Here is a 23,154-nt window from a genome sequence, read left to right on the forward strand (position 1 = left end):
CAGCGAATCCCGGAGCGACGACCGTGACCACCCCTGCCTCCCCCTCCTGGCCCGGCACCGACGGCCCCGCCGCCGCGCCGCCCGGCTGTCCCGCCCACGGCCTCGGCCCCGGTGGCCTGCGCCGCCTCTACGGCCCCGAGGCGGACGCCGACCTGGCGGGCCTGTACGAGAAGCTGCGCGCCGAGCACGGCCCGGTCGCACCCGTACTGATCCACAACGACGTGCCGATCTGGGCGGTGCTCGGCCACAGCGAGAACCTCCACATGGTCCGCACCCCCTCGCAGTACACCCGCGACTCGCGGCGGTGGCGCGCCGTGCAGGACGGCAGCGCGGGGCCCGACCACCCGCTCGCGCCGGTCTTCACCTGGCAGCCGATGTGCAGCTTCGTCGAGGGCGACGAGCACCAGCGGCTGCGCGGCGCGGTCACCGGCGCCATGGCCGGCATCGACCACCGCGGCATCCGCCGCTACATCAACCGCTACACCAACCACCTCCTCAACGACTTCTGCCAGGACGGCCGCGCCGACCTCGTCAGCCAGTTCGCCGAGCACCTGCCGATGATGGTGATGTGCCATGTGCTCGGCATGCCGGAGGAGTACAACGAGCGCATGGTCCAGTCGGCCCGCGACATGATCAAGGGCACCGAGACCGCCATCGCCAGCAACGCGTACGTGATGGAGGTCCTGATGGGTCTTGTGGCGCGGCGCCGCGCCAACCCCGAGGAGGACTTCACCAGCAGCCTGCTCGCGCACCCCGCGCGGCTCACCGACGACGAGGTCGGCGCGCACCTGCGTCTCGTCCTCATCGCCGCGTACGAGGCCACCGCCAACCTCATCGCCAACGTGCTGCGGATGGTCCTCACCGACCCGCGCTTCCGCGCCCAGCTCAGCGGCGGCCAGATGACGGTGCCGGAGGCGGTCGAGCAGTCCCTGTGGGACGAACCGCCGTTCAGCGCCATGGTCGGCTACTTCGCCAAGCAGGACACCCAGCTCGGCGGGCAGCGGATCCGGGCGGGCGACGGTCTGATCCTCGGCATCGCACCCGGCAACGTCGACCCGGTCGTCCGCCCCGACCTCAGCGCCAACATGCAGGGCAACCGCTCGCACCTGGCGTTCAGCGGCGGGCCCCACGAGTGCCCCGGCCAGGACATCGGCCGCGCCATCGCCGACACCGGGGTCGACGCGCTCCTGATGCGTCTGCCGGACGTCGAACTCGCCGTCGACGAGAGCGAGTTGCGGTGGACGTCCTCGATCCTCTCGCGCCATCTGGTGGAGCTGCCGGTGAAGTTCGCGCCGCGGCCCCCGCAGGACGTCATGGCGCGGCCCTCGGCGCAGCTGCCGACGCCGCGCAGGGACTGGGAGGTGTCGTCGCCGCCCCCGCGCAGGCCGGAGCCCGCCGCCGCCCCGCAGCCGGCGACCGCCCCGCCCGTGTCCGCGGGGTCCGCGGCACCGGGTCCCGAGGTCCGGCCCAAGGGAGTGTGGCAGCGCTTCCTCGTCTGGTGGCGGGGGTACTGACGGCAGGGACGGGCGGGGCTATCCGGCCCAGGTGTCGTACGCGGCCCAGGCGTCCAGGGTCCGCCTGCTGACGAAGCGGTGGGTGGTCCCGGTGACCGGATCGGTGAACTCGAGGACACGCGCGAGGAGTTGCAGGGGCCGCCGGAAGTCGTCCGGCGCCGCGGGACCGGTCACCACCGGGTAGACGGGGTCGCCGAGGATGGGCAGCCCCAACGCGTTCATGTGGACGCGGAGTTGGTGGGTGCGTCCGGTGTGCGGGACGAGCCGGTAGCGGCCGAGCCCGGCGCGGTGCTCGACGAGTTCGATCCGGCTCTCGCTGTTGGGCTCGGCGCCGGGCACCTCGTACGCCGCGATGACCCCGCGGTCCTTCTCGATGTGGCTGCGCACGGTCCGGGGCAGCGGCACGCCCGGGTCGTACTCCGCGACCGCCTCGTACTCCTTGTGCACGAGGCGGTCGCGGAACAGCGTCTGGTACGCGCCGCGTTCCTCGGGCCGCACCGTGCACAGGAGCAGTCCGGCGGTCAGCCGGTCCAGGCGGTGTGCGACGCCCAGCGTCGGGATGCCGAGCCCGGTGCGCAGCCGGGCGAGGACGGTCTGCGTCACGTGCCCGCCGCGCGGCATGGTCGCGAGGAAGTGCGGCTTGTCCACGACGACGATGTGCTCGTCGCGGTGGACGACGTCCAGGGCGAACGGCACCGGGACCTCCGGGGGCAGCTCCCGGTGGAACCAGACGAAGGCGCCCGGGGCGTAGGGCGCGTCGAGCGGCACCGGCGCGCCGTCCGCGCCGACGATCCGGCCCTCCCGCAGCATCGCGTCGATCACGCCCGGCCCGGCCGCGAGCCGCTCCACCAGGTGGTCGCGCACGGTCGGCCACGCCCCGTCGAACGGCAGCCTGACCCGGACGGGGTCGATGCCGTGGCGCTGGGGGAGGGGGCTCGGCGGGATGCGGGGCTTGCGTCTCATCAGGGGGTCAGCGTACGGGGCTTCGCCGGTCACGGGGGTGGGGAAGCGGGGCGGCGGGGCGCGGTGGGGGTGCCGGCTGGCCAGTAGTGGCGGGCGCGTGTGCGGGGCGCTCGGGCGCCGGAGGGGCGGGCTCATGTGCGCCCCGGAAAAGCACTGCCGCCGGCCGCGCCCGTACTGCGACCATGCGCCCATGCCTTTCAAGATCTCCGACATCGTCGCCGCAGGGACCCTCGCCCGCCGGGAGCAGCCGACGCTGCCCGTCCCCGGCGGTCTGGTGCTGCGCCCCTGGGCGGACGCCGACGCGCCCGCCGTCTTCGAGGCGTTCCAGGATCCCGTGATACAGCGCTGGCACGCGCGCGTGGCCGACACCGAGAGAGAGGTGCGCGGCTGGATAGAGGGGTGGCGCAAGGCGTGGACCGAGGAGCGCGACGCCTACTGGGCGATCGCCGACGCCGGGACCGACGCGGTGGTCGGCCGGGCCGCCCTGCGGTGCATCGTGCTCGCCGACGGCCAGGCGGAGATCGCGTACTGGACGATGCCGTCGGCCCGCGGCCGGGGCGTCGCCCCGCGCGCGGTCGTCGCCCTCACCGCGTGGGCCTTCGACGCGGTGGGCCTGCACCGCCTGGAGCTGACCCACTCGACGTCCAACGAGCCGTCCTGCCGCGTCGCCGTCAAAACCGGCTACGCGGTGGAGGGCACCAAGCGCAGCGCGCTGCTGCACGAGGACGGCTGGCACGACATGCATCTGCACGCGCGGATCAAGGGGGACGGGCCCGTGTCGCCGGTGTGACGCCCGGGTCCGCGCCGCCCGCTGCCGCGTGTGCCGCGGCGGTCTTACGCCGCCTTCTCCTGCTCGGCCTCCACCTGGGCGTTCCACTCGCGCTTCGACGCCTGCCAGCCGTCCTCGTTGTGGCCGAGGCGCCAGTAGCCGGAGATGGAGAGGTGCTCGCGGGGGATCTCGCGCTCCACGCGCAGATAGCGGCGCAGCTCCTTCACGAAGCCCGCCTCGCCGTGCACGAAGGCGTGCGGGGTGCCCTCGGGGAACTCCAGGGCGCGGACGGCCTCGACGAGGAGCTCGCCGACCGGGCGGTCGCCGCGGTGGAGCCAGACGACCTCCGCGTCCGTCGCGATCTTCTGCTCCTCCTCGGCACCCTCGACCTCGACGAAGATGTGCGCGACGGCTCCCTCGGGGAGGGCCTCGGCCGCCGCCGCGATGGCCGGCAGGGCGCTCTCGTCGCCGGCCAGGAGGTGCCAGTCGGCGTCGGCCGACGGGGCGTACGCACCACCCGGGCCCTGGAAGCGGACCGTGGCGCCGGGCTCGACGTCCCGCGCCCACGGGCCCGCGAGGCCCTCGTCGCCGTGGATCACGAAGTCGAGGGCGAGCTCGCGGGCCTCGGCGTCCCACCGGCGCACCGTGTAGGTCCGCGTCACGGGCCACTGCTCGCGCGGGAACTCCTCGCGGATCCGCCCGATGTCGAAGGGCTCGGGATACGTGACGCCCTCGGCGTCGAAGAGCAGCTTCACGTAGTGATCGGTGCACCCGGTGGTGGTGAACTCGGCGAGCCCCTCCCCGCCGAGGACCACCCGCTGCATGTGCGGGGTCAGCCGCTCCGTGCGCACGACCTGTGCGACATGGGCCTTCGGTGCTCTGCGTGCCGGACGTTCTGCCATGGCGACGGCCTCCCCTGATCCACGATTGCTTAGGCTTGCCTAAGTTAACACTTACGGGTGCAGGACCGAGAGGAGCCGCTTCAGCGATCCGCCCAGGCCCCACCGTGCCGCCAGCTCGTCGAGGGCCGCGGGGTCGCGCGGCTCGCGCGGCAGGGCCGTGTCGACGTCCGGCAGCGGCACGTCGCCCGCCACCCGCACGACCTTCGGGGCCACCGCCACATACGCCCGGGACTCGTCGAGCCGCTTGCGCTGCGAGGGGGTGAGCCTCGACTTCGGGTCGTCGACGGCGGCCATGATCCCGGCCAGGTCCCCGAAGGCGTCCAGGAGCTTGGCGGCCGTCTTCTCGCCGATGCCGGGCACGCCCGGCAGTCCGTCGCTCGGGTCGCCGCGCAGCAGTGCCAGATCCACATAACCGGGGCCGTCCACGCCGTACTTCTCGCGCAGCCACGCCTCGTCCGTCGTCTGGAGCGTGCCGACACCCTTCAGGGGATAGAGGACGCGGATGGAGCGCCGGTCGTCCACCAGCTGGTAGAGGTCGCGGTCGCCGGTGACGATGTCCACCGGGCCGGTGGCGCGGGCGGCGAAGGTGCCGATCACGTCGTCCGCCTCGTACGCCTCGACACCCACGCGCGCGATGCCGAGGGCGTCGAGGACGGCCTCGATGATCGGCACCTGCGGTGAGAGCGTGTCCGGGATCTCCTCGGCGTCCGGGCCCGTCACGGTCTCCTCGGCGACGCGGTGCGCCTTGTACGAGGGGATGAGGTCGACGCGCCACTGCGGGCGCCAGTCCGCGTCCATGCACGCGACCAGGTCGTCCGGGCGGTGGTCCAGCACGAGGCGGGTGATGAAGTCGAGCAGTCCGCGCACCGCGTTGACCGGGGTGCCGTCCGGGGCCTTCATGGATTCCGGGACCCCGAAGTACGCGCGGAAGTAGAGGGAGGCCGTGTCGAGAAGCATGAGCCGTCGTGTTCGCTGAGTCACATCGGCATCATGCCGCACGGCACCGACAGTGCGAACGTGCTGCGCACGGCGCCGCTGATCCCGGGTCCGCGACCGGTGCGCGTTGCGCATCGCGACGGACCGTGCCGATCACGCAACGGGTGTGAGCTGGGCCACTCCTTGGTTTGGTCCGGACGAGCGGGGGCAGGGGCCGACCGGAGCGAACCCTGTCGAGGATTCAACATTTCGATTCGGTAAACGGGCAGAACCCGGCCGCTCCACGGCCCGCCGGCGGGGGAGGCGGGCCGTATTGGTTCGACCCGAGAGGTGTATGTGTCCAGGCTGCAGGCCGAGCACTTGTACAAGGTGTTCGGCAGACGACCCGATGACGCGGTGGAGAAACTCCGCCACGGAGCCGACCGAGAGGAACTGCGCGCCGACGGCACCACCGCCGCCGTCATCGACGCCTCCTTCGAGGTCGAACCGGGCCAGATCTTCGTCGTCATGGGTCTCTCCGGGTCCGGCAAGTCCACGTTGCTGCGCATGCTCAACGGACTGTCGGAGCCGACCGCCGGTCACGTGCGCTTCGACGGTCAGGACCTGACCGAGCTGAGCGCCAAGGAGATGCGGGAGGTGCGCTCCAAGAAGATCAGCATGGTCTTCCAGCACTTCGCGCTCTTCCCGCACCGCAGCGTCCTGGAGAACGCCGGTTACGGCCTGGAGGTGCAGGGCGTGCCCCGCGCCGAGCGCGAGAGGCGCGCCACCGAGGCGCTGGAGCTCGCCGGGCTCAAGGGCTGGGAGAAGTCCTGGCCCGACGAGCTGTCCGGCGGCATGCAGCAGCGCGTGGGCCTGGCCCGCGCGCTCGCCACCGACGCCGACCTGCTCCTCATGGACGAGTCGTTCAGCGCGCTCGACCCGCTGATCCGGCGCGACATGCAGGACCAGCTCCTCGTCCTGCAGAAGCGGCTGAAGAAGACCATCGTCTTCATCACCCACGACCTGAACGAGGCCATGCGCCTGGGCGACCAGATCGCCGTCATGCGCGACGGCCGCATCGTCCAGATCGGCACCTCGCAGGACATCCTCGTCACCCCGGCCAACGACTACGTCGCCGCGTTCACGCAGGACGTCGACCGGTCCCGCGTGCTGACGGCGGGTGCGATCATGGCCGACGCCGACAAGGACTTCGTGCGGGCCGACGCACCGGCGACGGTCACCGAGGACACCCCGATCATCGAGCTGTTCACCCCCTGCTCCACCAGCGAGGTGCCGGTCGCGGTGACCGGCGCCGACGGCAAGCTGGTCGGCGTCGTGCCGCGGGCCAGGCTGCTCGCCGTGCTCGGCGAGCCGATGGAGGAACCGGAAGACGCCGCGGCGGCCGGCGACGCCCGGGAAAAGGGCGGCAAGAACGTGGGCAAGGTGAGCAGCGGTGCCTAGGATCCCCTTCGGCGACTGGGTCAATGATTCGGTCGAATGGCTCAGAACCCACATGGACTGGCTGTTCGATTTCATCAAGACCCTCTTCCAGAACATGTGGGACGGCGTCTACGACGTCCTCTCCGCCCCCGAGCCGCTGCTGATGGCGGGCATCCTCGCCGTCATCGCCTTCTGGCTGCGCGGGCTGCTCGGCGGTGTGCTGGCCTTCGCGGGCTTCGCGTTCATCGTCTCCCTGGAGCTGTGGGACAACGCGATGATGACGCTGTCCCTGGTGCTCGTCTCGACCTTCGTGGCGCTGGTGATCGCCGTGCCGGTCGGCATCTGGGCGGCGCGCTCCAAGACGGTCAGCGGCATAGTCCGGCCCGTCCTGGACTTCATGCAGACGCTGCCCGCGATGATCTACCTCATCCCGGCGCTGCTGTTCTTCCGGATGGGCGCCCCCGCGGGCATCGTCGCCACGATCGTCTTCGCGCTCGCCCCCGGCGTGCGCATGACCGAGCTCGGCATCCGCCAGGTCGACGAGGAGCTGGTCGAGGCCGCCGACGCGTTCGGCACCACGCCCCGCAACACCCTCTTCCGCGTCCAGCTGCCGCTCGCGCTGCCGACGATCATGGCCGGTGTCAACCAGGTCATCATGCTCGGCCTCTCCATGGCGGCGCTGACCGGCATGGTCGGCACGCCGGGCCTCGGCGCCGACGTCAACGCGGCCATCGGCCAGCTCGACGTGGGTCTCGGCGCGGAGGCGGGCGTCTCCATCGTCATCCTCGCCATCTACCTGGACCGCGTCACCAGCGGCCTGGGCAGCCAGGTCTCCCCGCTCGGCCGCCGCGCGTTCGCCAAGCTGCGCGCCGCGCAGGGCCTGAACCTGTGGAACTACCGCCCCCGTCCCGTCGTCGCGATGGTCGGCGTCGTCGTCCTCGCGCTCGTCGCGGGCGGCATGGGCATCTTCGGCGGCACCACGTCCGAGCCGGTGGCCGACGGCAAGAACGTCGGCCAGGGCAAGCAGATCAACATCGGCTACATCAACTGGGACGAGGGCATCGCCTCCACCTTCCTCTGGAAGGAGATCCTGGAGCAGCGCGGCTTCAAGGTGAACGCCAGCCTGCTCGACGCCGGCCCGCTCTACACCTCGGTCGCCCAGGGCGACGTCGACTTCCAGACCGACGCGTGGCTGCCGACGACGCACGCCACGTACTGGAAGAAGTACGGCGACAAGCTGGAGGACCTCGGCGCCTGGTACGACCGGACGTCGCTGGAGCTGACCGTCCCTTCGTACATGAAGGGCGTCGACTCGCTCGCGGACCTCAAGGGCAAGGGCGGCACGTTCGGCGGCAAGATCGTCGGCATCGAGCCGAGCGCCGGCGAGATGCAGCTGCTCAAGAGCAAGGTGCTGAAGGAGTACGGCCTCGACAAGGAGTACAAGGTCGTCGACGGCTCCACCACGGCGATGCTGTCGGAGCTGAAGGCCGCGTACGCCAAGAAGGAGCCGATCGTCGTTCCGCTCTGGTCGCCGCACTGGGCGTACAACGACTTCGACCTGAAGAAGCTCAAGGACCCGAAGGGCGCCTGGGGCAAGGGCGACGGCGTGCACACGCTGGCGCGCAAGGGCTTCTCCAAGGAGAACCCGCAGGTCGGCAAGTGGCTCAAGAACTTCGACATGAGCGAGAAGCAGCTCACCGGGCTCGAGGCCGAGGTCAACAAGGCCGGCAAGGGCAAGCAGCAGGACGCCGTGCGCGCCTGGCTGAAGAAGAACCCGGGCGTCGTCGACAAGCTGGCGCCGCTGCCGAAGAACTCCGGCGGCGAGGAGAAGAAGCGCCCGCTGAAGGCCGCCTACTTCGCGTGGGACGAGAACATCGCCGTCACCAACCTGTGGAAGCGCGTCCTGGAGAAGCGCGGCTACAAGATGGAGCTGACGCCGGCCGACGTGGGCCCGGTCTACACCGGTCTCGCCCAGGGCGACATCGACCTCGACCTCGACGCGTGGCTGCCCACCGCCCAGAAGACGTACTGGGAGAAGAACAAGGCCGACCTGAACGACATCGGGTCCTGGTACAGCCCGACCTCCTTGGAGGTCGCCGTCCCGTCCTACGTCAAGGACGTGAAGTCCCTCGCGGACCTCAAGGGCAAGGGCGACAGGTTCAAGGGCAAGATCGTCGGGATCGAGCCGGGCACCGGCGTGATGCAGGCGCTCAAGGACAAGGTCCTGCCCGACTACGGCCTCGACAAGGAGTACGAGATCGCCGCGGGCTCGACCCCTGCGATGCTCACCGAGCTGAAGGCCGCGTACGCCAAGAAGGAGCCCATCGCGGTGCTCCTCTGGTCGCCGCACTGGGCGTACAACGAGTACGACCTCACCAAGCTGAAGGACCCCAAGGGCGGCTTCGGCAAGGGTGACACGATCCGCACGATCTCCAGCAAGAAGTTCCCCGAGCAGTACCCGCAGCTCACCAAGTGGCTCAAGAACTTCCACATGAGCGAGGAGCAGCTGGCGAGCCTGGAGAACGAGATCAACAAGGCCGGCAAGGGCAACGAGCCCAAGGCCGTCGACGCCTGGCTGAAGAAGAACCCGGGCTTCGAGGAGAAGATGACGGCCGTGAAGTAGCGCCGGAACCTCCTTCCGTCCTCCCGAGGGGTGGGCCTCGCCTGTGGCGAAGCCCACCCCTCGGGGTGTTCCGGCGGGCCCGCCCGGTCCCTAACCTCGACGGGACCCGGACCCTGTCGAACACCCGACCGGGCCCGCCCTTCCCGGACAGCCGAACGTGAGACCCAGCCCGTGACCGCAAGGCAGCCGAGGACCGTGCTCTTCGCCGTCACCCTCGTACTGGCCCTGGCCGCCGCCCTGCTCGTCGCCCGGCTCGCCCGCGCCGACACCGCCCCCGCCTCCCCGGCCACCGCACGCCTGGCCGCGCTCGCCCGCAGCGTGCCTGCCGCCGACGGCCACCGCTACGACGCCCGGGACCACACCGGTCGCACCATGGACGCCGCGCAGATCGAGCAGGCCCAGGACGGCACGTACCTCGCCGTCTACCACACGCTCCTGCGCGACGGCCGCTTCCACGCCGCCGTCGCCACCTCCACCGACCTGCGCCACTGGCGGCGCCGCCATGACTTCGGCCCCGGCACCCACCAGGCCACGCTCGCCCACGACGGCCGGGGCGGATACGTCCTCGCCTACGAGAGGGACCCGCGCAACCACATCGCGGTCCGCGCCTACGGAAACCTCACCGCGCTGCTGCACGGGCACGCCCGGCGCTCCTTCGACGCCCCGCTGACCCTCTCCCGCTGCGCCGAGGGAACCCCGGCCATCACCGCCGTGCGCGGCGCCACGATCCACCTCACCGGGCACTACCGGGCGGGCTGCAACACCGACCGCCAGCTGCGCGCCACCCTCACCGGCTTCCGCCACTGGCACGCCGAGCCGGACCGGCGGCTCGACCGCGCCGTCCGCAGCCGGGGCAACGGCGGCAACATCGGCGACCGGGCGCCCGTCGAGCTCGGCGGGGAGCGCGTGGTGCTCATCGAGGGCCAGGGGCGGCCCGGCGACTTCGGCAGCTGGGGCACGTACGCGTACGACCCCTCCAGTGGCCGCGCCGACCGCCTCGACATCCAGACGCACGGCGGCAGCCACGCCTTCGCCAACCCCTCCGCGACCCTGCTCACCGACCCCCGGGGCCAACCTGCCCTGCTCGTCAGCCTGTTCGTACCGGCTGAGGGATCCGCGCCCGGGGAGGCCGGACAACTGCTCTACTGGCACCAGCTGTAGGACGCGAAAAAGAGGCGCGCGGCCCACTTCCTTGGAAGGGTGTGGGTGGGAGACGGGCGGGCGGTCCCGGCAACGGGGCAAAACCGTTTGGCGAACATGCGTAGGGTGCAGAAAACCCCTCAGGGTTGCGAGCGGGCCGATGCGCGGAAGGGAGCCGAGGCGATGGACGAGCACAAGGAGACCCTCCGGGTGGGCTCGGCCGTGCGGCGCCGCCGCCGGCAGCTCGAGCTCACCCTCGCCGTCGTCGCCGAGCGCAGCGGCCTCTCCGTGCCGTTCCTGAGCCAGATCGAGAACGAGCGCGCCCGCCCCAGCATGCGCTCCCTGCAACGTGTCGCCGACGCCCTGTGCACCACCGACGTGGAGCTCCTCGCCGCCGCCGACCCGGCCCGCACCGTCGAGGTGGTGCGCGCCGCCGACGACACGGACCTGGACGGCTCCACGCCCGAGGCCCGCGTCCGCGAGCTGGCGCGCGGGCACCACCAGCTGCACGCCCTGGAATTCATCGGGGACCACGACGAGGGACGCGAATTCCAGCACCGCAACGACGAGTTGCTGTACATCGTCGAGGGCGCCGTGGAGATGGAGGCCGAGGGGCGGGCCTACCGCCTGGGCCGCGGCGACACCCTGTTCCTCACCGGCGGAGTGCGCCACCGCTGGCGGGCCACCGTGCCCGACACCCGGGTCCTGGTGATCGCCGTGGGGGACCACATCGAAGCGGTGGACGACAGGGGGCGCTGACGTGCCGCTCGCGCGCGGCCCGCTGCGGGTCGTCTCCCTGGTGCCCTCGCTCACCGAGGCCCTCGCCGTCACCGTGCCGGGCACGCTGGTGGGGGCCACCGAGTGGTGCAGCCATCCGGCCGGGCTCGACGTGGTCCGGGTCGGCGGCACCAAGAACCCCGACGTGCCCCGCATCGTCTCCCTCGCCCCGGACCTGGTCGTCGCCAACGAGGAGGAGAACCGCGCCCCCGACCTCGCGGCGCTGCGCGCGGCCGGCGTCGAGGTCCTGGTGACCGAGGTCCGCTCCCTGGAGCAGGCCTTCCGGGAGCTGGCGCGGGTGGTCGCGGCGTGCGGGGCGGAGCGGCCCGGGTGGCTGACGGAGGCCGAGGAGGCGTGGCGGCGGCTGCCCGCGCCAGCGGGCCGGCTGCGGGCGGCGGTGCCCATCTGGCGGCGGCCGTGGATGGTCCTCGGCCGCGACACGTTCGCGGGTGACCTCCTCGCCCGGCTCGGCGTCGACAACGCGTACGCCGGTCACGCCGAGCGGTATCCGCGGGTGCCGGTCGAGGAACTGTGCGCCGCGGAGCTCGACCTGGTGGTGCTGCCGGACGAGCCGTACCGCTTCACGCGCGACGACGGCCCCGAGGCGTTCCCCGCGCACCTGCCGGCCGCCCTGGTCAGCGGCCGGCACCTCACCTGGTACGGCCCGTCGCTCGCCGAGGCCCCGGCCGTGCTCGGCGCCGCGCTGCGGGAGGCCCGGCCGCGCCCTACGGGGTGACCGACACCGGGGCGGGGGCCGGTGCCGCGAGGAGCCTTCCGTCGACGACCCCGCGCAGGGTGTGCGCGAGCGCCACGGCCCACACCGCCACGAGGAGGACGAAGAGACCGACCGCGAGCCAGCCGAAGACCGCGAGCCCGGTGTGCTTGCCGAGGCCCTCGGCGCCCGTCACACAGGTGCCCACCGGGAAGGTGAACGCCCACCACGTCATCGCGAAGCCCATGCCGCGGCGCCGGGCCCGCACCACCATCGCCCCCGCGAGCACCAGCCACATCATCGCGAAGCCCATCACGGGCACCCCGTAGAGGACGGCGAAAACCAGGAAGCCCCGGTCGATGGGGGCCTGGACGACGCCGGGCGCGAAGTCGGCGAACTTGTTCGTCGCGGTGGTCGACTGGCCGAGCGGGCCGAGCACCAGGAAGAGCGTGGGGGTGAGCGCCAGGGGGAGCGGCCCCGCCGTCACCAGCCTGGCGAAGATCACCGGCAGCATCACCAGGGTGGTGAGCAGGCTCAGGCCGAACATCGCGAAGCAGCCGTAGAGCAGGGTCTGCTGGGCCTGGCCCGCGGACAGGTGCGGGATGAGCAGCGGGCCGAGGGCCGCCGACACCATGGGGGCCACCACCGGCAGCAGCCACACGGGCGAGGCCTGGTCGGGGGCGATGCGGTGGCGGACCACCATCAGATACGGGACGGCCACGGCGGCCGCGAGCCCGATGGCCGTGCCGGCGGTGTACAGCGCGGTGTCGAGCGCGATGGCGGCGCCCGTGCCGATCCAGTCCCTGCCGACGATCAGGGTGCCGCCGCCCACTGCGAGCAGCGCCATCGACAGGCAGCCGTAGAACGGCGCCATCGCCGGGTCGAGCAGGTGGGCGCGGGCCTGGTCCCGGTGGTGGGCCCAGTGCGCGGCGCGGGCGACCAGCAGCACGGCGAGCAGGACGACGGAGAGCGCCCACAGGACGGTGCAGCCCGTGCGCAGCCCGGGGAAGGTGTACGGCAGCGTCGCGCCCGCGTTGGCGATGATGGCGGTGCCCATGACCGAGGCGTACCAGTTCGGGCCGAGGTGGCGGACGGCGAGGAGGCGGGTGCCGGCGACTGTGGGGGAGGTGCCCGCCGAGGTGGCGGGCCGAGCGGTGGTGACCATGGGTCCACGGTCTTACGAAGAGGGGGTCGGCCACCAGGGAGCGGTGTTCTATGGGGGCATAAAGTGACTTTATGAGTACGTCCCCCGCGCCCCCTCCATCCCCTGGGTCCCCTCCATCTCCCGCATCCCCTTCATCTCCCGCGTCAACCGAGCCCTCCGCCGCCCCGAATGTCCCTCCGGCCTCACTGGCCCACCGCGTACCCGACCTCGGCGCGCTCCAGCTGCTCCTCGCCGTGGCCAGGCTCGGCAGCCTGGGCCGGGCCGCCCGCGAGCTCGGCATCACGCAGCCCGCGGCGAGCAGCCGGGTGCGGGCCATGGAGCGGCAGCTCGGCGTCGCGCTCGTCGAGCGCTCGCCCCGCGGCTCGCGGCTGACGGACGCGGGGGCCCTGGTCACCGACTGGGCGGGCCGCATCGTGGAGGCGGCCGAGGCCTTCGACGCGGGGGCGCAGGCGCTGCGCGACCGGCGGGACTCGCGGCTGCGGGTCGCGGCCAGCATGACGATCGCCGAGTATCTGCTGCCGGGGTGGCTGATCGCGCTGCGGACCGAGCGGCCGGACACCGCCGTCTCGCTGCTCGCGGGCAATTCCACCGCCGTCGCGGCCCGGCTCCTGGCCGGCGAGGCGGATCTCGGCTTCGTCGAGGGGCTCACCGTGCCGGGCGGGCTCGACGACGTGGTCGTCGCCCACGACCGCCTCGTCGTGGTGACCGCGCCGGGCCACCCGTGGGCGCGCCGCGCGAAGCCGCTGGGCGCGGCGGAACTGGCGGCGACGCCGCTGATCCTGCGGGAGGAGGGGTCGGGCACCCGGCAGGTCCTCGAAGCGGCGCTCGGCGGCCTCGCCAGGCCGCTGATCGAGCTGTCGTCGACGACGGCGGTCAAGGCTTCGGCGGTGAGCGGCGCGGGGCCCTCCGTCCTGAGCGAGCTGGCGGTGGGCGAGGAGCTGGCGGCGCGGCGCCTGGTGGAGATCCCGCTCGCGGACGTACGGCTGCGCAGGGAGCTGCGGGCCGTCTGGCCGGCGGGGCACCGTATCGCGGGCCCGGGAAGGGACCTGCTGTCGCTGACGCGGCGCGCGCGGTGAGCGGGGGGCCTGGCGTCCCGAAGTGGGCCCCGCCCACCATGGGTGCATGAACGTGACCGCGCCTCCCGCGACCGGTGTCCGGACCTCCTGGCGGCAACTGCCCGCGCACGTTCGCGCGGAGCTGGAGGGTGCGCTCGGCGCGGCCGTGGTCGGGGCGGTGACGCAGCGCGGGGGATTCTCGCCGGGTGTCGCCGCCCGGGTGCGGCTCGCTGACGGCAGGCGGGCCTTCGTCAAGGCCGTCAGCGCCGAGGTCAACCCCGGCAGCCCCCGCCTGCACCGCGCCGAGGCCCGCAACGCCGCGGCGCTGCCGGACTCCGTGCCCGCGCCCCGGCTCCTGACCTCCTACGACGACGGGACCTGGGTCGCGCTCGCCTTCGAGGACGTCGACGGCAGGCAGCCCCAAGTGCCGTGGCGCACCGGGGAGTTCGGGCGGGTCCTGGACGCGGTGGACGAGCTCGCGCGGGACATGACGCCGACGTCGCTGGCCGTTCCGTCCGCCGTCGAGGCGGTGGCGGGCATGTTCCGCGGGTGGGAGCGGCTGCTCGGCCAGGGGGCGGGGGACGACGCCAGGCTCGATCCGTGGGTCCGGCGCAATCTGCCCGCCCTCGCCGAACTCGCCGCCCCCGCGGGCGAGTCCGCGGCGGGCGACACCCTGGCCCACGGCGACCTGCGCGCCGACAACATCCTGCTGACGTCAAGCGAGGGCCGGGTCGTCTTCGTCGACTGGCCGCACGCCCTGCGCGCCGCGCCCTGGTTCGACCTGCTCCTGATGCTGCCGTGCGTGCGGGCGCAGGGAGGGCCCGACCCGGAGGCCGTGTTCACCGCCCGGCGGGCGGGCCGGGGCGCCGACCCGCGGCGCGTGACCGCGGTACTGGCCGGTCTCGCCGGGTACTTCGTGCGGCAGTCCCTGCAACCCGCGCCGCCCGGCCTGCCCACCCTGCGCGCCTTCCAGGCGGCCCAGGGCGCGGCCGCCGTCGAGTGGCTCAGGACGCGGCTCGCGACGCGGCGCGGACCAGAGCTGCCATGACCCGGGTGTCCTCGCCCATTTCCGGGTGCCACTGCACTCCGAGTGCCCAGCGGGGGCCGGGGAGTTCGACGGCTTCGACGGTGCCGTCCTCGGCGTACGCGGAGACCACCAGGTCGTCGCCGAGGCGGTCCACCGCCTGGTGGTGGTAGGTCGGCACGTCCGTGGACGCGTCCGGGACGATCGACTCGTACAGCGTGCCGGGGACCGGCTTCACGGTGTGCGTGTCGAAGACACCGACCCGCTCCCGGTGCCCCTCCATGTGCTGGACCAGCGTCCCGCCGCGCGCCACGTTCAGCAGCTGCATCCCGCGGCAGATGCCGAGCAGCGGCGTCCCGGATGCCAATGCGGCCTCGATCAGGGCGAGTTCCCAGGCGTCCCGCTCCCGGGCGGGCGGCCCCGTGTGCTCCTCGGGCGCCGCGCCGTACCGGGCGGGCTCGACGTCGGGGCCGCCCGCGACGACCACGCCGTCCAGCCGCGCGACGACGGACCGGGCGTGCTCCGGATCGTCCGGCGGCAGCATCGCGGCGATGCCGCCCGCCGCCTGCACGAGCCGGGGGTACCCGGCCGGCAGGAGCGCCGCGGGCAGCTCCCACACGCCCCAGGCGGCCCTGGACTCCAGATAGGTGCTGACCCCGATCAGCGGCCTGCCGCTCACTGCGTTCTTTCTCACCGTTCTCCGTCCACCCTCACCGTGCTGATCAATTGCGTTCCAACTCTGCCTCGGCGGCCGCCAGCGCCGCGAACTCCTCCTCCGGCGCGCGTGCCACCAGACGGTGGCGGCTGTACATCCCGAAGTAGGCGATGGCGACGACGTACACGGCGAGTGCGATGAGCGCGGCCACCACGTCCACCAGGAAGGTGGCGACCAGCGCCGCGCACGCGAGGACCAGCGCCACGGACGAGGTCAGGACGCCGCCGGGCGTGCGGTAGGGCCGTTCGAGGCCGGGCTCGCGGCGGCGCAGCACGATGTGCGAGAGCGACATCAGCGCGTACGAGATGGTCGCGCCGAAGACCGCGACGTTCAGCATGCGGGCGCCGTCACCGGTCGCCGCGGCCAGGCCGAAGCCGATCGCGCCCGGGACGAGCAGGCCCAGGTAGGGGGCCTTGCGGCTGCTGGTGAGCGACAGGAAGCGGGGGAGGTAGCCGGCCCGGGAGAGGGCGAAGAGCTGGCGCGAGCCCGCGTAGATCAGCGAGAAGAAGGAGGCCACCAGGCCCGCGAGGCCCGCGTAGTTGATGACGCGGCTCAGGCCCGTCGCCCTGCCGTCCGGCTGTAGCGCCTCGACCAGCGGGTTGCCGGCGCCCTGGATCGCGTCGGCGCCGCGCGCGCCGGCCGACGCGAAGAAGGTGAGGAGCGCGAGCGCGACGAGGATCGCCATCGACCAGCGGATCGCGCGCGGCAGCGTGCGCGCCGGGTCCTTCGTCTCCTCGGCGGCCAGCGGTACGCCCTCGACGCCGAGGAAGAACCACATGCCGAAGGGGAACGCCGCCCAGATGCCGAGGACCCCCATCGGCAGCCAGGAACTGGCGCCGAAGGAGTCCGCGTCCACGGGGATGTCGTTCAGCTTCGACGCGTCGAAGTCCATGAACGCGCCGACCGCGAAGACCAGCAGCGCCGCCACCGCGACGCCCGTCACCACGAAGCTGAACCGCAGCGCCTCGCCGACGCCCCAGAGGTGGATGCCGATGAAGACCACGAAGCAGACCAGGTACACCGGCCACCCCGAGGTGAGCCCGAAGAGGCCGAGCGACTCGACGTAGTCGCCGATGAAGATGGAGATCGCGGCGGGGGCGAGTATGTACTCGATGAGGATCGCCGTGCCGGTCAGGAAGCCGCCCCAGGGCCCGAGCGCCCGGCGCGCGAAGCCGTAGCCGCCGCCCGCCGTGGGCAGCACGGACGAGAGCTCGGCGAGCGAGAAGACCATGCACGCGTACATCACGCCCATGAGCGCCATGGCGATGGCGAGGCCGCCGAAGCCGCCCTCGGCGAGGCCGAAGTTCCAGCCCGAGTAGTCGCCGGAGACGACGTAGGCGACGCCGAGGCCGGTGAGCAGGAGCCAGCCCGCGCTGCCCCGGCGGAGCGTTCTGCGCTCCAGATAGTCGTCCGCCGGTTCGGCTGGGCTCGGCTTGGTGGACTCCACGGTCATGGCACGGCTCCTATACGAGGGCACTGCGGCTTGCGGCGGGCGGCCCAGGGGGCGACTCAGGCGGGCGACTCAATGGAACGGAGCCATACCTTTGCCGTGCCGGGTGGGAGAAATCAAGCCCCGTGCGTTACACGCCGGTTAATCGCGCCTCACGTCAGGAAGCCGCGCAGCAGCGCCGCCGTCCCCGCGCAGTGCTCGCGCATCATCTCCCGCGCGCCGTCCGCGTCCCCGTCGAGCACCGCCTCGACCAGCGCGGTGTGCTGGCGCTGCGAGTGCTCCAGGTTCCGCACCAGGAGCGGGATGCAGTCCAGGAGGTCGTTGACGGTGGCCCGGACCGCCGCGTACTGCGCGGTGAGCGTCGGCGACCCGCAGAGCTCGGCGAGGGTGAGGTGCAGCAGCGTGTCCAGCCTGCGGTACTCCGAAAGGGGCGCGTCATGGGTCCGGTCGAGTGCCGCCCGCAACCGGTCGGCCTGCTCGCCGGTGAGCCCGTGCGCCGCGCAGAGCCCGGCCGCGCCCACCTCCAGGACCTCGCGGAAGCGCAGCGCGTCCTCCACGTCGACGTCCTTGATGCGGCGGCGCAGCTCGTCCTCGCCGGGCGCCTCGGGGCGCGGGCGCACGAAGGTGCCGCCGTACCGCCCGCGCCGCGACTCCACGAGCCCCTGGTCCTGCAGCACCTTCAGGACCTCGCGCAGCGTGACCCTGCTGATGCCGAGGCGGTCGGCCAGCTCCCGCTCCGACGGCAGGCGTTCGCCGCCGGGGACCAGGCCGAGGCGGACGACCTGGAGGATCTGCTCCAGCGCCTCCTCGAAGCCGTTGCCCGCCCGCACCGGACGCAGCACCGGAGTCAGCCGGTCGTCGTCCTGCGGCGCGGGCGAGGTGCCCCCCGGCGCGCCCTCTTCCGTGTGCGACATGCCCGTACCCCCTTCCCAAGCAAAGGTTCTCCGCAATACCTTATGGCTCCCGGCTGACCCAAGGAGGCTTTTCCCGTGGCAGACCGCACACCACCGCTCGCCGTCGAGGAGCTGACGGCCCTCGTCGCGAGCGGCGAGATCGACACTGTCGTCCTGGCCTTCCCCGACATGCAAGGGCGGCTCCAGGGCAAGCGGTTCGCCGCCCGCTTCTTCCTCGACGAGGTCCTCGAACACGGCACGGAGGGCTGCAACTACCTCCTCGCCGTCGACACCGAGATGAACACCGTCGACGGATACGCCATGTCCTCCTGGGACCGCGGCTACGGCGACTTCGCCATGCACCCCGACCTCACCACGCTGCGCCGGGTCCCCTGGAACGAGGGCACCGCGATGCTCATCGCGGACCTCGCCTGGAACGACTCCTCGCCCGTGGTCGCCGCGCCCCGCCAGATCCTCCGCCGCCAGCTGGAGCGTCTCGCCGAGCTCGGCCTGAGTGCGCACGTCGGCACCGAGCTGGAGTTCATCGTCTTCAAGGACACCTACGAACAGGCCTGGGACGCGGGGTACAAGGGCCTCACCCCGGCCAACCAGTACAACATCGACTACTCGGTCCTCGGCACCGGCCGCATCGAGCCGCTGCTGCGCCGCATCCGCAACGACATGGCCGCAGCGGGCCTCGTCGTCGAGTCCGCCAAGGGCGAGTGCAACCCGGGCCAGCACGAGATCGTGTTCCGCTACGACGAGGCTCTCGTCACCTGCGACCAGCACGCCATCTACAAGACCGGCGCCAAGGAGATCGCGGCCCAGGAGGGCGTCTCGCTCACCTTCATGGCCAAGTTCAACGAGCGCGAGGGCAACTCCTGCCACATCCACCTCTCGCTCCAGGACGCCGACGGCACCAACGTCATGGCGGGCTCCCCGGACGACCCGCACGGCATGTCGCCCATCATGCGGCACTTCCTGGCCGGCCAGCTCGCGGCACTGCGCGACTTCTCCCTGCTGTACGCGCCCAACATCAACTCCTACAAGCGGTTCCGGCCCGGCTCCTTCGCGCCGACCGCCGCCGCCTGGGGCCACGACAACCGCACCTGCGCGCTCCGCGTCGTCGGCCACGGCCCCTCGCTCCGCTTCGAGAACCGCCTGCCGGGCGGCGACGTCAACCCGCACCTCGCGGTCGCCGGACTGGTCGCCGCGGGCCTGTACGGCGTCGAGCAGAAGCTCGAACTGCCCGCGGAGTGCACCGGCAACGCCTACGGCGGCGAATACGAGCACGTCCCCACCACCCTGCGCGAGGCCGCCGAGCTCTGGGAGAACAGCCCCATCGCCAAGGCGGCCTTCGGCGACGAGGTGGTCGCGCACTACCGCAACATGGCGCGGGTCGAGCTGGACGCCTTCGACTCCGCGGTGACCGACTGGGAGCTGCGCCGCTCCTTCGAACGCATGTGAGGCCCTGCCGTGTCCGACCTGCATGAACTCCACGTACTGAACCCGGCGACCGAAGAAGTCGTCGCCACCGTCCCCGCCGCCACCGCGCGGGACGTCGACGCCGCCGTCGCCCGCGCCGCCACGGCGCAGACCGCGTGGGCCGCCGCTGCCCCCGCCGACCGCGCCCGCCTGCTGCGCCGCTTCGCGTCCGTCGTCGACGGCCACCTCGAGGAACTGGCCCACTGTGAGGTGCGCGAGGCCGGCCACCTCATCGGCAACGCCCGCTGGGAGGCCGGCAACGTCCGCGACCTCCTGGAGTACGCGGCCGGGGGAGTGGAGCGCCTGAACGGCCGCCAGATCCCGGTCCCCGGCGGCCTCAACGTCACCCTCCTCGAACCCCTCGGCGTCGTCGGCGTCATCGCCCCCTGGAACTTCCCGATGCCGATCGCCGCCTGGGGCACCGCCCCCGCCCTCGCGGCCGGCAACGCGGTGATCCTCAAACCCGCAGAGACGACACCGCTCACCGCGCTGCGCCTCGCCGAACTCGCCCTGGAGGCAGGCCTTCCCGAAGGCCTCTTCCAGGTCCTGCCGGGCACGGGCGACGACGCGGGCAACGCGCTCGTCGAGCACCCCGGCGTCGCCAAGATCGTGTTCACCGGCTCCACCCGCGTCGGCAAGCGGATCATGACCAAGTGCGCCGACCGCGTGAAGCGCCTCACCCTCGAACTCGGCGGCAAGAGCCCGAACATCGTCTTCGCCGACGCCGACGTGGAGGCCGCGGCCCTCGCCGCCCCCATGGCGTACCTCGACAACTCCGGCCAGGACTGCTGCGCCCGCACCCGCATCCTCGTGCAGCGCTCGGTCCACGACCGTTTCCTGGAGACCATGCGGCCCGCCGTCGAATCGGTCGTCGTGGGCGACCCGTCCGACGAGAAGACCCAGATGGGCCCGCTCATCTCCGCCGCCCAGCTGGAGCGCGTACGGTCCTACGTCCCGCCCGGCACCGGCATCCACGGGGCGGCCCCCGAGGGCCCCGGCTTCTGGTTCCCGCCGACCCTGCTCACCGACGTCGACCCGGACGCGCCCGTCGCGACCGAGGAGGTCTTCGGGCCGGTCGCCGTGGTCATCCCCTTCGAGGACGAGGCCGACGCCATCCGGCTCGCCAACGCCACCGAGTACGGCCTGTCCGGCTCGATCTGGACGCGTGACGTGGGGCGGGCACTGCGCGTCTCCGGCGCTGTCCGGGCCGGCAACCTCTCCGTCAACTCGCACTCCAGCGTGCGCTACTGGACCCCGTTCGGGGGTTACCAGCAGTCCGGGCTCGGCCGTGAACTCGGCCCGGACGCGCTCGCCGCCTTCACCGAGACCAAGAACGTCTTCATCAGCACCGCACGCACCGACAGCACGGAGGCCTGAAGCACCATGACCGACCAGACCATCTGCCGCCGCCTCGTCGGCCGCACCGCCGTCATCACCGGCGCCGGCAGCGGCATCGGCCTCGCCACCGCGCGCCGCCTCGCGTCCGAGGGCGCCCACGTCGTCTGCGGCGACATCGACGAGAGCGCGGGCAAGAAGGCCGCCGAGGAGGTCGGGGGGACCTTCGTGAAGGTCGACGTCACCGACGCCGAGCAGGTCGAGGCGCTCTTCAGGACGGCCTACGAGACCTACGGCTCCGTCGACGTCGCCTTCAACAACGCGGGCATCTCACCGCCCGACGACGACTCCATCCTGGACACCGGCCTGGAGGCCTGGAAGCGCGTCCAGGAGGTCAACCTCACCTCCGTCTACCTGTGCTGCAAGGCCGCCATCCCCTACATGCGGCGACAGGGCAAGGGCTCCATCATCAACACCGCCTCGTTCGTGGCGCGGATGGGCGCGGCGACCTCGCAGATCTCCTACACCGCCTCCAAGGGCGGCGTCCTCGCCATGTCCCGCGAGCTGGGCGTGCAGTTCGCCCGCGAGGGCATCCGCGTCAACGCGCTCTGCCCCGGCCCGGTCAACACCCCGCTCCTCCAGGAGCTGTTCGCCAAGGACCCCGAGCGCGCCGCCCGCCGCCTCGTCCACATCCCCGTGGGCCGCTTCGCCGAGGCCGACGAGCTCGCCGCCGCGGTGGCGTTCCTCGCCAGCGACGACTCCTCCTTCGTCAACGCCACCGACTTCCTGGTCGACGGCGGCATCTCCGGCGCGTACGTCACGCCGCTCTAGGCCCCGCTCGCAGCTGCTCCCGTAGTTCACCCAGCAGCCACCCACCCGTCAGCCGGGCGTCGCACGACGCCCGGCTGACCTGCGTAAACACTGGAGTGTGTCCGTGAACTTCAAGCGCCGCGCCCTTGCCTGCGCCGCCGTGCTCGCCACCGCCGCAGCCGGCCTCGCCACCGTCCAGACCCCCGCCGAAGCGGCCCGGGCCACCCGGCCCGCCGCGCACGGCCGCCCGGCCGCCTGCCCCGACCTCACCGTCACGAAGGGCTGGTACGGCCAGAACAAGGAGCGTCTGCAGCGGATGATCGATGCGTACGGCCGCTGCGGCCCACACCGGCACGACGGCGGCGCCCGGCCGGTCGCCGTCTTCGACTGGGACAACACCGTCATTAAGAACGACATCGGCGACGCCACCCTGTACTGGCTGCTGCGCAACGGCAGGATCCGCACCCCGGAGCGCGGCGACTGGCACACCACGAGCCGCTACCTGACCGCCCCCGCGGCACAGGCCCTGGCCAAGGCCTGCCCGGCCACCGGAACCACCCTCCCCACCGACCGCGACACCGCCTGCGCCGACGAGATACGCACCGTCTACGGCGAGGGCACCACCACCTCGGGCGCGACCGCCTTCGACGGCTTCGACCACCGCCGGATGGAACCGCAGTACGCCTGGCTCGCCCAGCTCACCCACGGCTGGTCCACCCACCGGGTGAAGCAGTTCGCGGCCGCCGCCCGCAAGGAGAACCTCGCCGCGCCCATCGGCACGGAACAGCGGGTCGGCACCGGCCGGGTCACCGGCTGGATCCGCTATTACGACCAGCAGCGCGACCTGATCCACACCCTGAAGAAGGCCGGCTTCGACGTCCACATCGTCTCCGCCTCCCCCGAACCCGTCGCCGAGGTCTGGGCCGAGGCCGTCGGCGTCGACGCCCGGCACACCCTCGGCATCCGCAACGTCACCGCGCACGCCAGGCAGACCGCCCACCTCAAGGGCTGCGGAACCGCCGAGGACGGCGACGACTCGATGATCACGTACATCGACGGCAAGCGCTGCTGGATCAACCAGGAGATCTACGGGGTGCGCGGCGCCGCCGCCGAGCGGGTCCAACCCGCCGTGCGGCGCCCGGTGTTCGCCGCCGGCGACTCCGACACCGACGTCTCCTTCCTGCGTGACGCCACCGGCCTGCGGCTCGCCCTGAACCGCAACAAGAACGAGCTGATGTGCCGGGCCTACGACGACGGCGACGGCCGCTGGCTGGTCAACCCCATGTTCATCGCACCCAAGGCCAGGAAGGCCGGCCCCTACCCCTGCGCCACCACCGGATACGTCCGACGGGACGGCACACGGGCCCCGGTGCGCCGTACGGACGGGTCCGTGATCCCCGATCAGCTGGACACGGTGTACGGGCCGTCGGCACCATCGCCGACGGCGAAGGACTGATGTACGGTCCA

At 72.4% G+C, this 23,154-nt stretch carries 20 protein-coding genes; 13 read left to right on the forward strand and 7 right to left on the reverse strand.

The annotated features are described in order from the left end of the window. Positions 1–23: 23 nt before the first annotated feature. Positions 24–1,514 carry a cytochrome P450 gene (locus tag ACZ7DY_RS29115; protein WP_471140286.1) on the forward strand — a complete coding sequence of 497 codons (1,491 nt, stop codon included), beginning with the start codon at positions 24–26 and terminating at the stop codon, positions 1,512–1,514. Positions 1,515–1,532: 18 nt separating this feature from the next. Here the strand turns inward: ACZ7DY_RS29115 and ACZ7DY_RS29120 are convergent, their stop codons facing one another. After that, a complete protein-coding gene (locus ACZ7DY_RS29120; protein ID WP_471140289.1) occupies positions 1,533–2,477 on the reverse strand; it encodes an RluA family pseudouridine synthase in 945 nt (314 codons plus the stop codon). A 190-nt stretch (positions 2,478–2,667) separates the two neighbouring features. Between ACZ7DY_RS29120 and ACZ7DY_RS29125 the strand changes: the two genes are divergently transcribed. After that, a complete protein-coding gene (locus tag ACZ7DY_RS29125) occupies positions 2,668–3,267 on the forward strand; it encodes a GNAT family N-acetyltransferase (RefSeq protein WP_471140291.1) in 600 nt (199 codons plus the stop codon). Positions 3,268–3,311: 44 nt separating this feature from the next. Here ACZ7DY_RS29125 and ACZ7DY_RS29130 read toward each other — a convergent pair whose 3' ends face one another. Next, positions 3,312–4,148 carry a siderophore-interacting protein gene (locus ACZ7DY_RS29130; protein ID WP_471140293.1) on the reverse strand — a complete coding sequence of 279 codons (837 nt, stop codon included), beginning with the start codon at positions 4,146–4,148 and terminating at the stop codon, positions 3,312–3,314. A gap of 51 nt (positions 4,149–4,199) precedes the next feature. Beyond that, complete coding sequence (locus ACZ7DY_RS29135; RefSeq protein ID WP_471140296.1) at positions 4,200–5,105, reverse strand: 5'-3' exonuclease; 906 nt, start codon at positions 5,103–5,105, stop codon at positions 4,200–4,202. A gap of 315 nt (positions 5,106–5,420) precedes the next feature. On the opposite strand from ACZ7DY_RS29135, the gene ACZ7DY_RS29140 reads away from it, so the two are divergent. The 5 genes from ACZ7DY_RS29140 to ACZ7DY_RS29160 all read left to right on the forward strand — a co-directional run bounded on the left by ACZ7DY_RS29140 (position 5,421) and on the right by ACZ7DY_RS29160 (position 11,779). After that, positions 5,421–6,524 (forward strand): quaternary amine ABC transporter ATP-binding protein, encoded by a 1,104-nt coding sequence (locus ACZ7DY_RS29140; protein WP_471140298.1) that lies wholly within the window; start codon positions 5,421–5,423, stop codon positions 6,522–6,524. After that, on the forward strand, positions 6,517–9,126 hold the full coding sequence (locus tag ACZ7DY_RS29145) for an ABC transporter permease/substrate binding protein (RefSeq protein WP_471140301.1): 2,610 nt from the start codon (positions 6,517–6,519) through the stop codon (positions 9,124–9,126). Before ACZ7DY_RS29140 ends, ACZ7DY_RS29145 begins: the two co-directional genes overlap by 8 nt. Before the next feature lie 171 nt (positions 9,127–9,297). Continuing rightward, on the forward strand, positions 9,298–10,287 hold the full coding sequence (locus tag ACZ7DY_RS29150; protein ID WP_471140304.1) for a hypothetical protein: 990 nt from the start codon (positions 9,298–9,300) through the stop codon (positions 10,285–10,287). Positions 10,288–10,449: 162 nt separating this feature from the next. Beyond that, entirely contained in the window at positions 10,450–11,025 is a 576-nt protein-coding gene (locus ACZ7DY_RS29155) for a helix-turn-helix domain-containing protein (RefSeq protein ID WP_471140306.1), read from the forward strand. A 22-nt stretch (positions 11,026–11,047) separates the two neighbouring features. Next, positions 11,048–11,779: a helical backbone metal receptor gene (locus ACZ7DY_RS29160; protein ID WP_471140892.1), complete on the forward strand. Its 732-nt coding sequence runs from the start codon at positions 11,048–11,050 to the stop codon at positions 11,777–11,779. On the opposite strand, the gene ACZ7DY_RS29165 is transcribed toward ACZ7DY_RS29160, so the two are convergent. Continuing rightward, entirely contained in the window at positions 11,769–12,920 is a 1,152-nt protein-coding gene (locus ACZ7DY_RS29165) for a TDT family transporter (protein WP_471140308.1), read from the reverse strand. The genes ACZ7DY_RS29160 and ACZ7DY_RS29165 overlap by 11 nt on opposite strands. Before the next feature lie 71 nt (positions 12,921–12,991). On the opposite strand from ACZ7DY_RS29165, the gene ACZ7DY_RS29170 reads away from it, so the two are divergent. Beyond that, on the forward strand, positions 12,992–13,996 hold the full coding sequence (locus tag ACZ7DY_RS29170) for a LysR family transcriptional regulator (protein ID WP_471140311.1): 1,005 nt from the start codon (positions 12,992–12,994) through the stop codon (positions 13,994–13,996). Between the two features lie 46 nt (positions 13,997–14,042). Beyond that, positions 14,043–15,023 carry a phosphotransferase gene (locus ACZ7DY_RS29175; RefSeq protein WP_471140312.1) on the forward strand — a complete coding sequence of 327 codons (981 nt, stop codon included), beginning with the start codon at positions 14,043–14,045 and terminating at the stop codon, positions 15,021–15,023. On the opposite strand, the gene ACZ7DY_RS29180 is transcribed toward ACZ7DY_RS29175, so the two are convergent. From ACZ7DY_RS29180 to ACZ7DY_RS29190, 3 genes are all read right to left on the reverse strand, one after another. After that, on the reverse strand, positions 14,980–15,693 hold the full coding sequence (locus ACZ7DY_RS29180; RefSeq protein WP_471140314.1) for a gamma-glutamyl-gamma-aminobutyrate hydrolase family protein: 714 nt from the start codon (positions 15,691–15,693) through the stop codon (positions 14,980–14,982). The two genes, ACZ7DY_RS29175 and ACZ7DY_RS29180, sit on opposite strands and share 44 nt — an antisense overlap. Positions 15,694–15,721: 28 nt before the next feature. After that, positions 15,722–17,167, reverse strand: a complete 1,446-nt coding sequence (gene eat / locus ACZ7DY_RS29185) for an ethanolamine permease (RefSeq protein ID WP_471140315.1) — start codon at positions 17,165–17,167, stop codon at positions 15,722–15,724. Between the two features lie 149 nt (positions 17,168–17,316). Further along, positions 17,317–18,078, reverse strand: coding sequence for a FadR/GntR family transcriptional regulator (locus ACZ7DY_RS29190; RefSeq protein ID WP_471140317.1), 762 nt, complete (start codon positions 18,076–18,078; stop codon positions 17,317–17,319). 75 nt (positions 18,079–18,153) lie between these two features. Here ACZ7DY_RS29190 and ACZ7DY_RS29195 point away from each other — a divergent pair, with 75 nt between their 5' ends. The 4 genes from ACZ7DY_RS29195 (at position 18,154) to ACZ7DY_RS29210 (ending at position 23,143) form a co-directional block, all read left to right on the forward strand. Then, a complete protein-coding gene (locus ACZ7DY_RS29195; protein ID WP_471140318.1) occupies positions 18,154–19,524 on the forward strand; it encodes a glutamine synthetase family protein in 1,371 nt (456 codons plus the stop codon). Positions 19,525–19,533: 9 nt separating this feature from the next. Further along, positions 19,534–20,919 (forward strand): aldehyde dehydrogenase family protein, encoded by a 1,386-nt coding sequence (locus tag ACZ7DY_RS29200; RefSeq protein WP_471140320.1) that lies wholly within the window; start codon positions 19,534–19,536, stop codon positions 20,917–20,919. 6 nt (positions 20,920–20,925) lie between these two features. Then, the gene (locus tag ACZ7DY_RS29205; protein ID WP_471140321.1) at positions 20,926–21,708 is read left to right on the forward strand and encodes a 3-oxoacyl-ACP reductase; all 783 of its coding nucleotides are present in this window, start codon (positions 20,926–20,928) and stop codon (positions 21,706–21,708) included. Between the two features lie 103 nt (positions 21,709–21,811). Continuing rightward, on the forward strand, positions 21,812–23,143 hold the full coding sequence (locus ACZ7DY_RS29210; protein WP_471140894.1) for a haloacid dehalogenase-like hydrolase: 1,332 nt from the start codon (positions 21,812–21,814) through the stop codon (positions 23,141–23,143). Positions 23,144–23,154: the final 11 nt, after the last annotated feature.

It is taken from the genome of Streptomyces sp. NPDC037013, assembly GCF_055607265.1.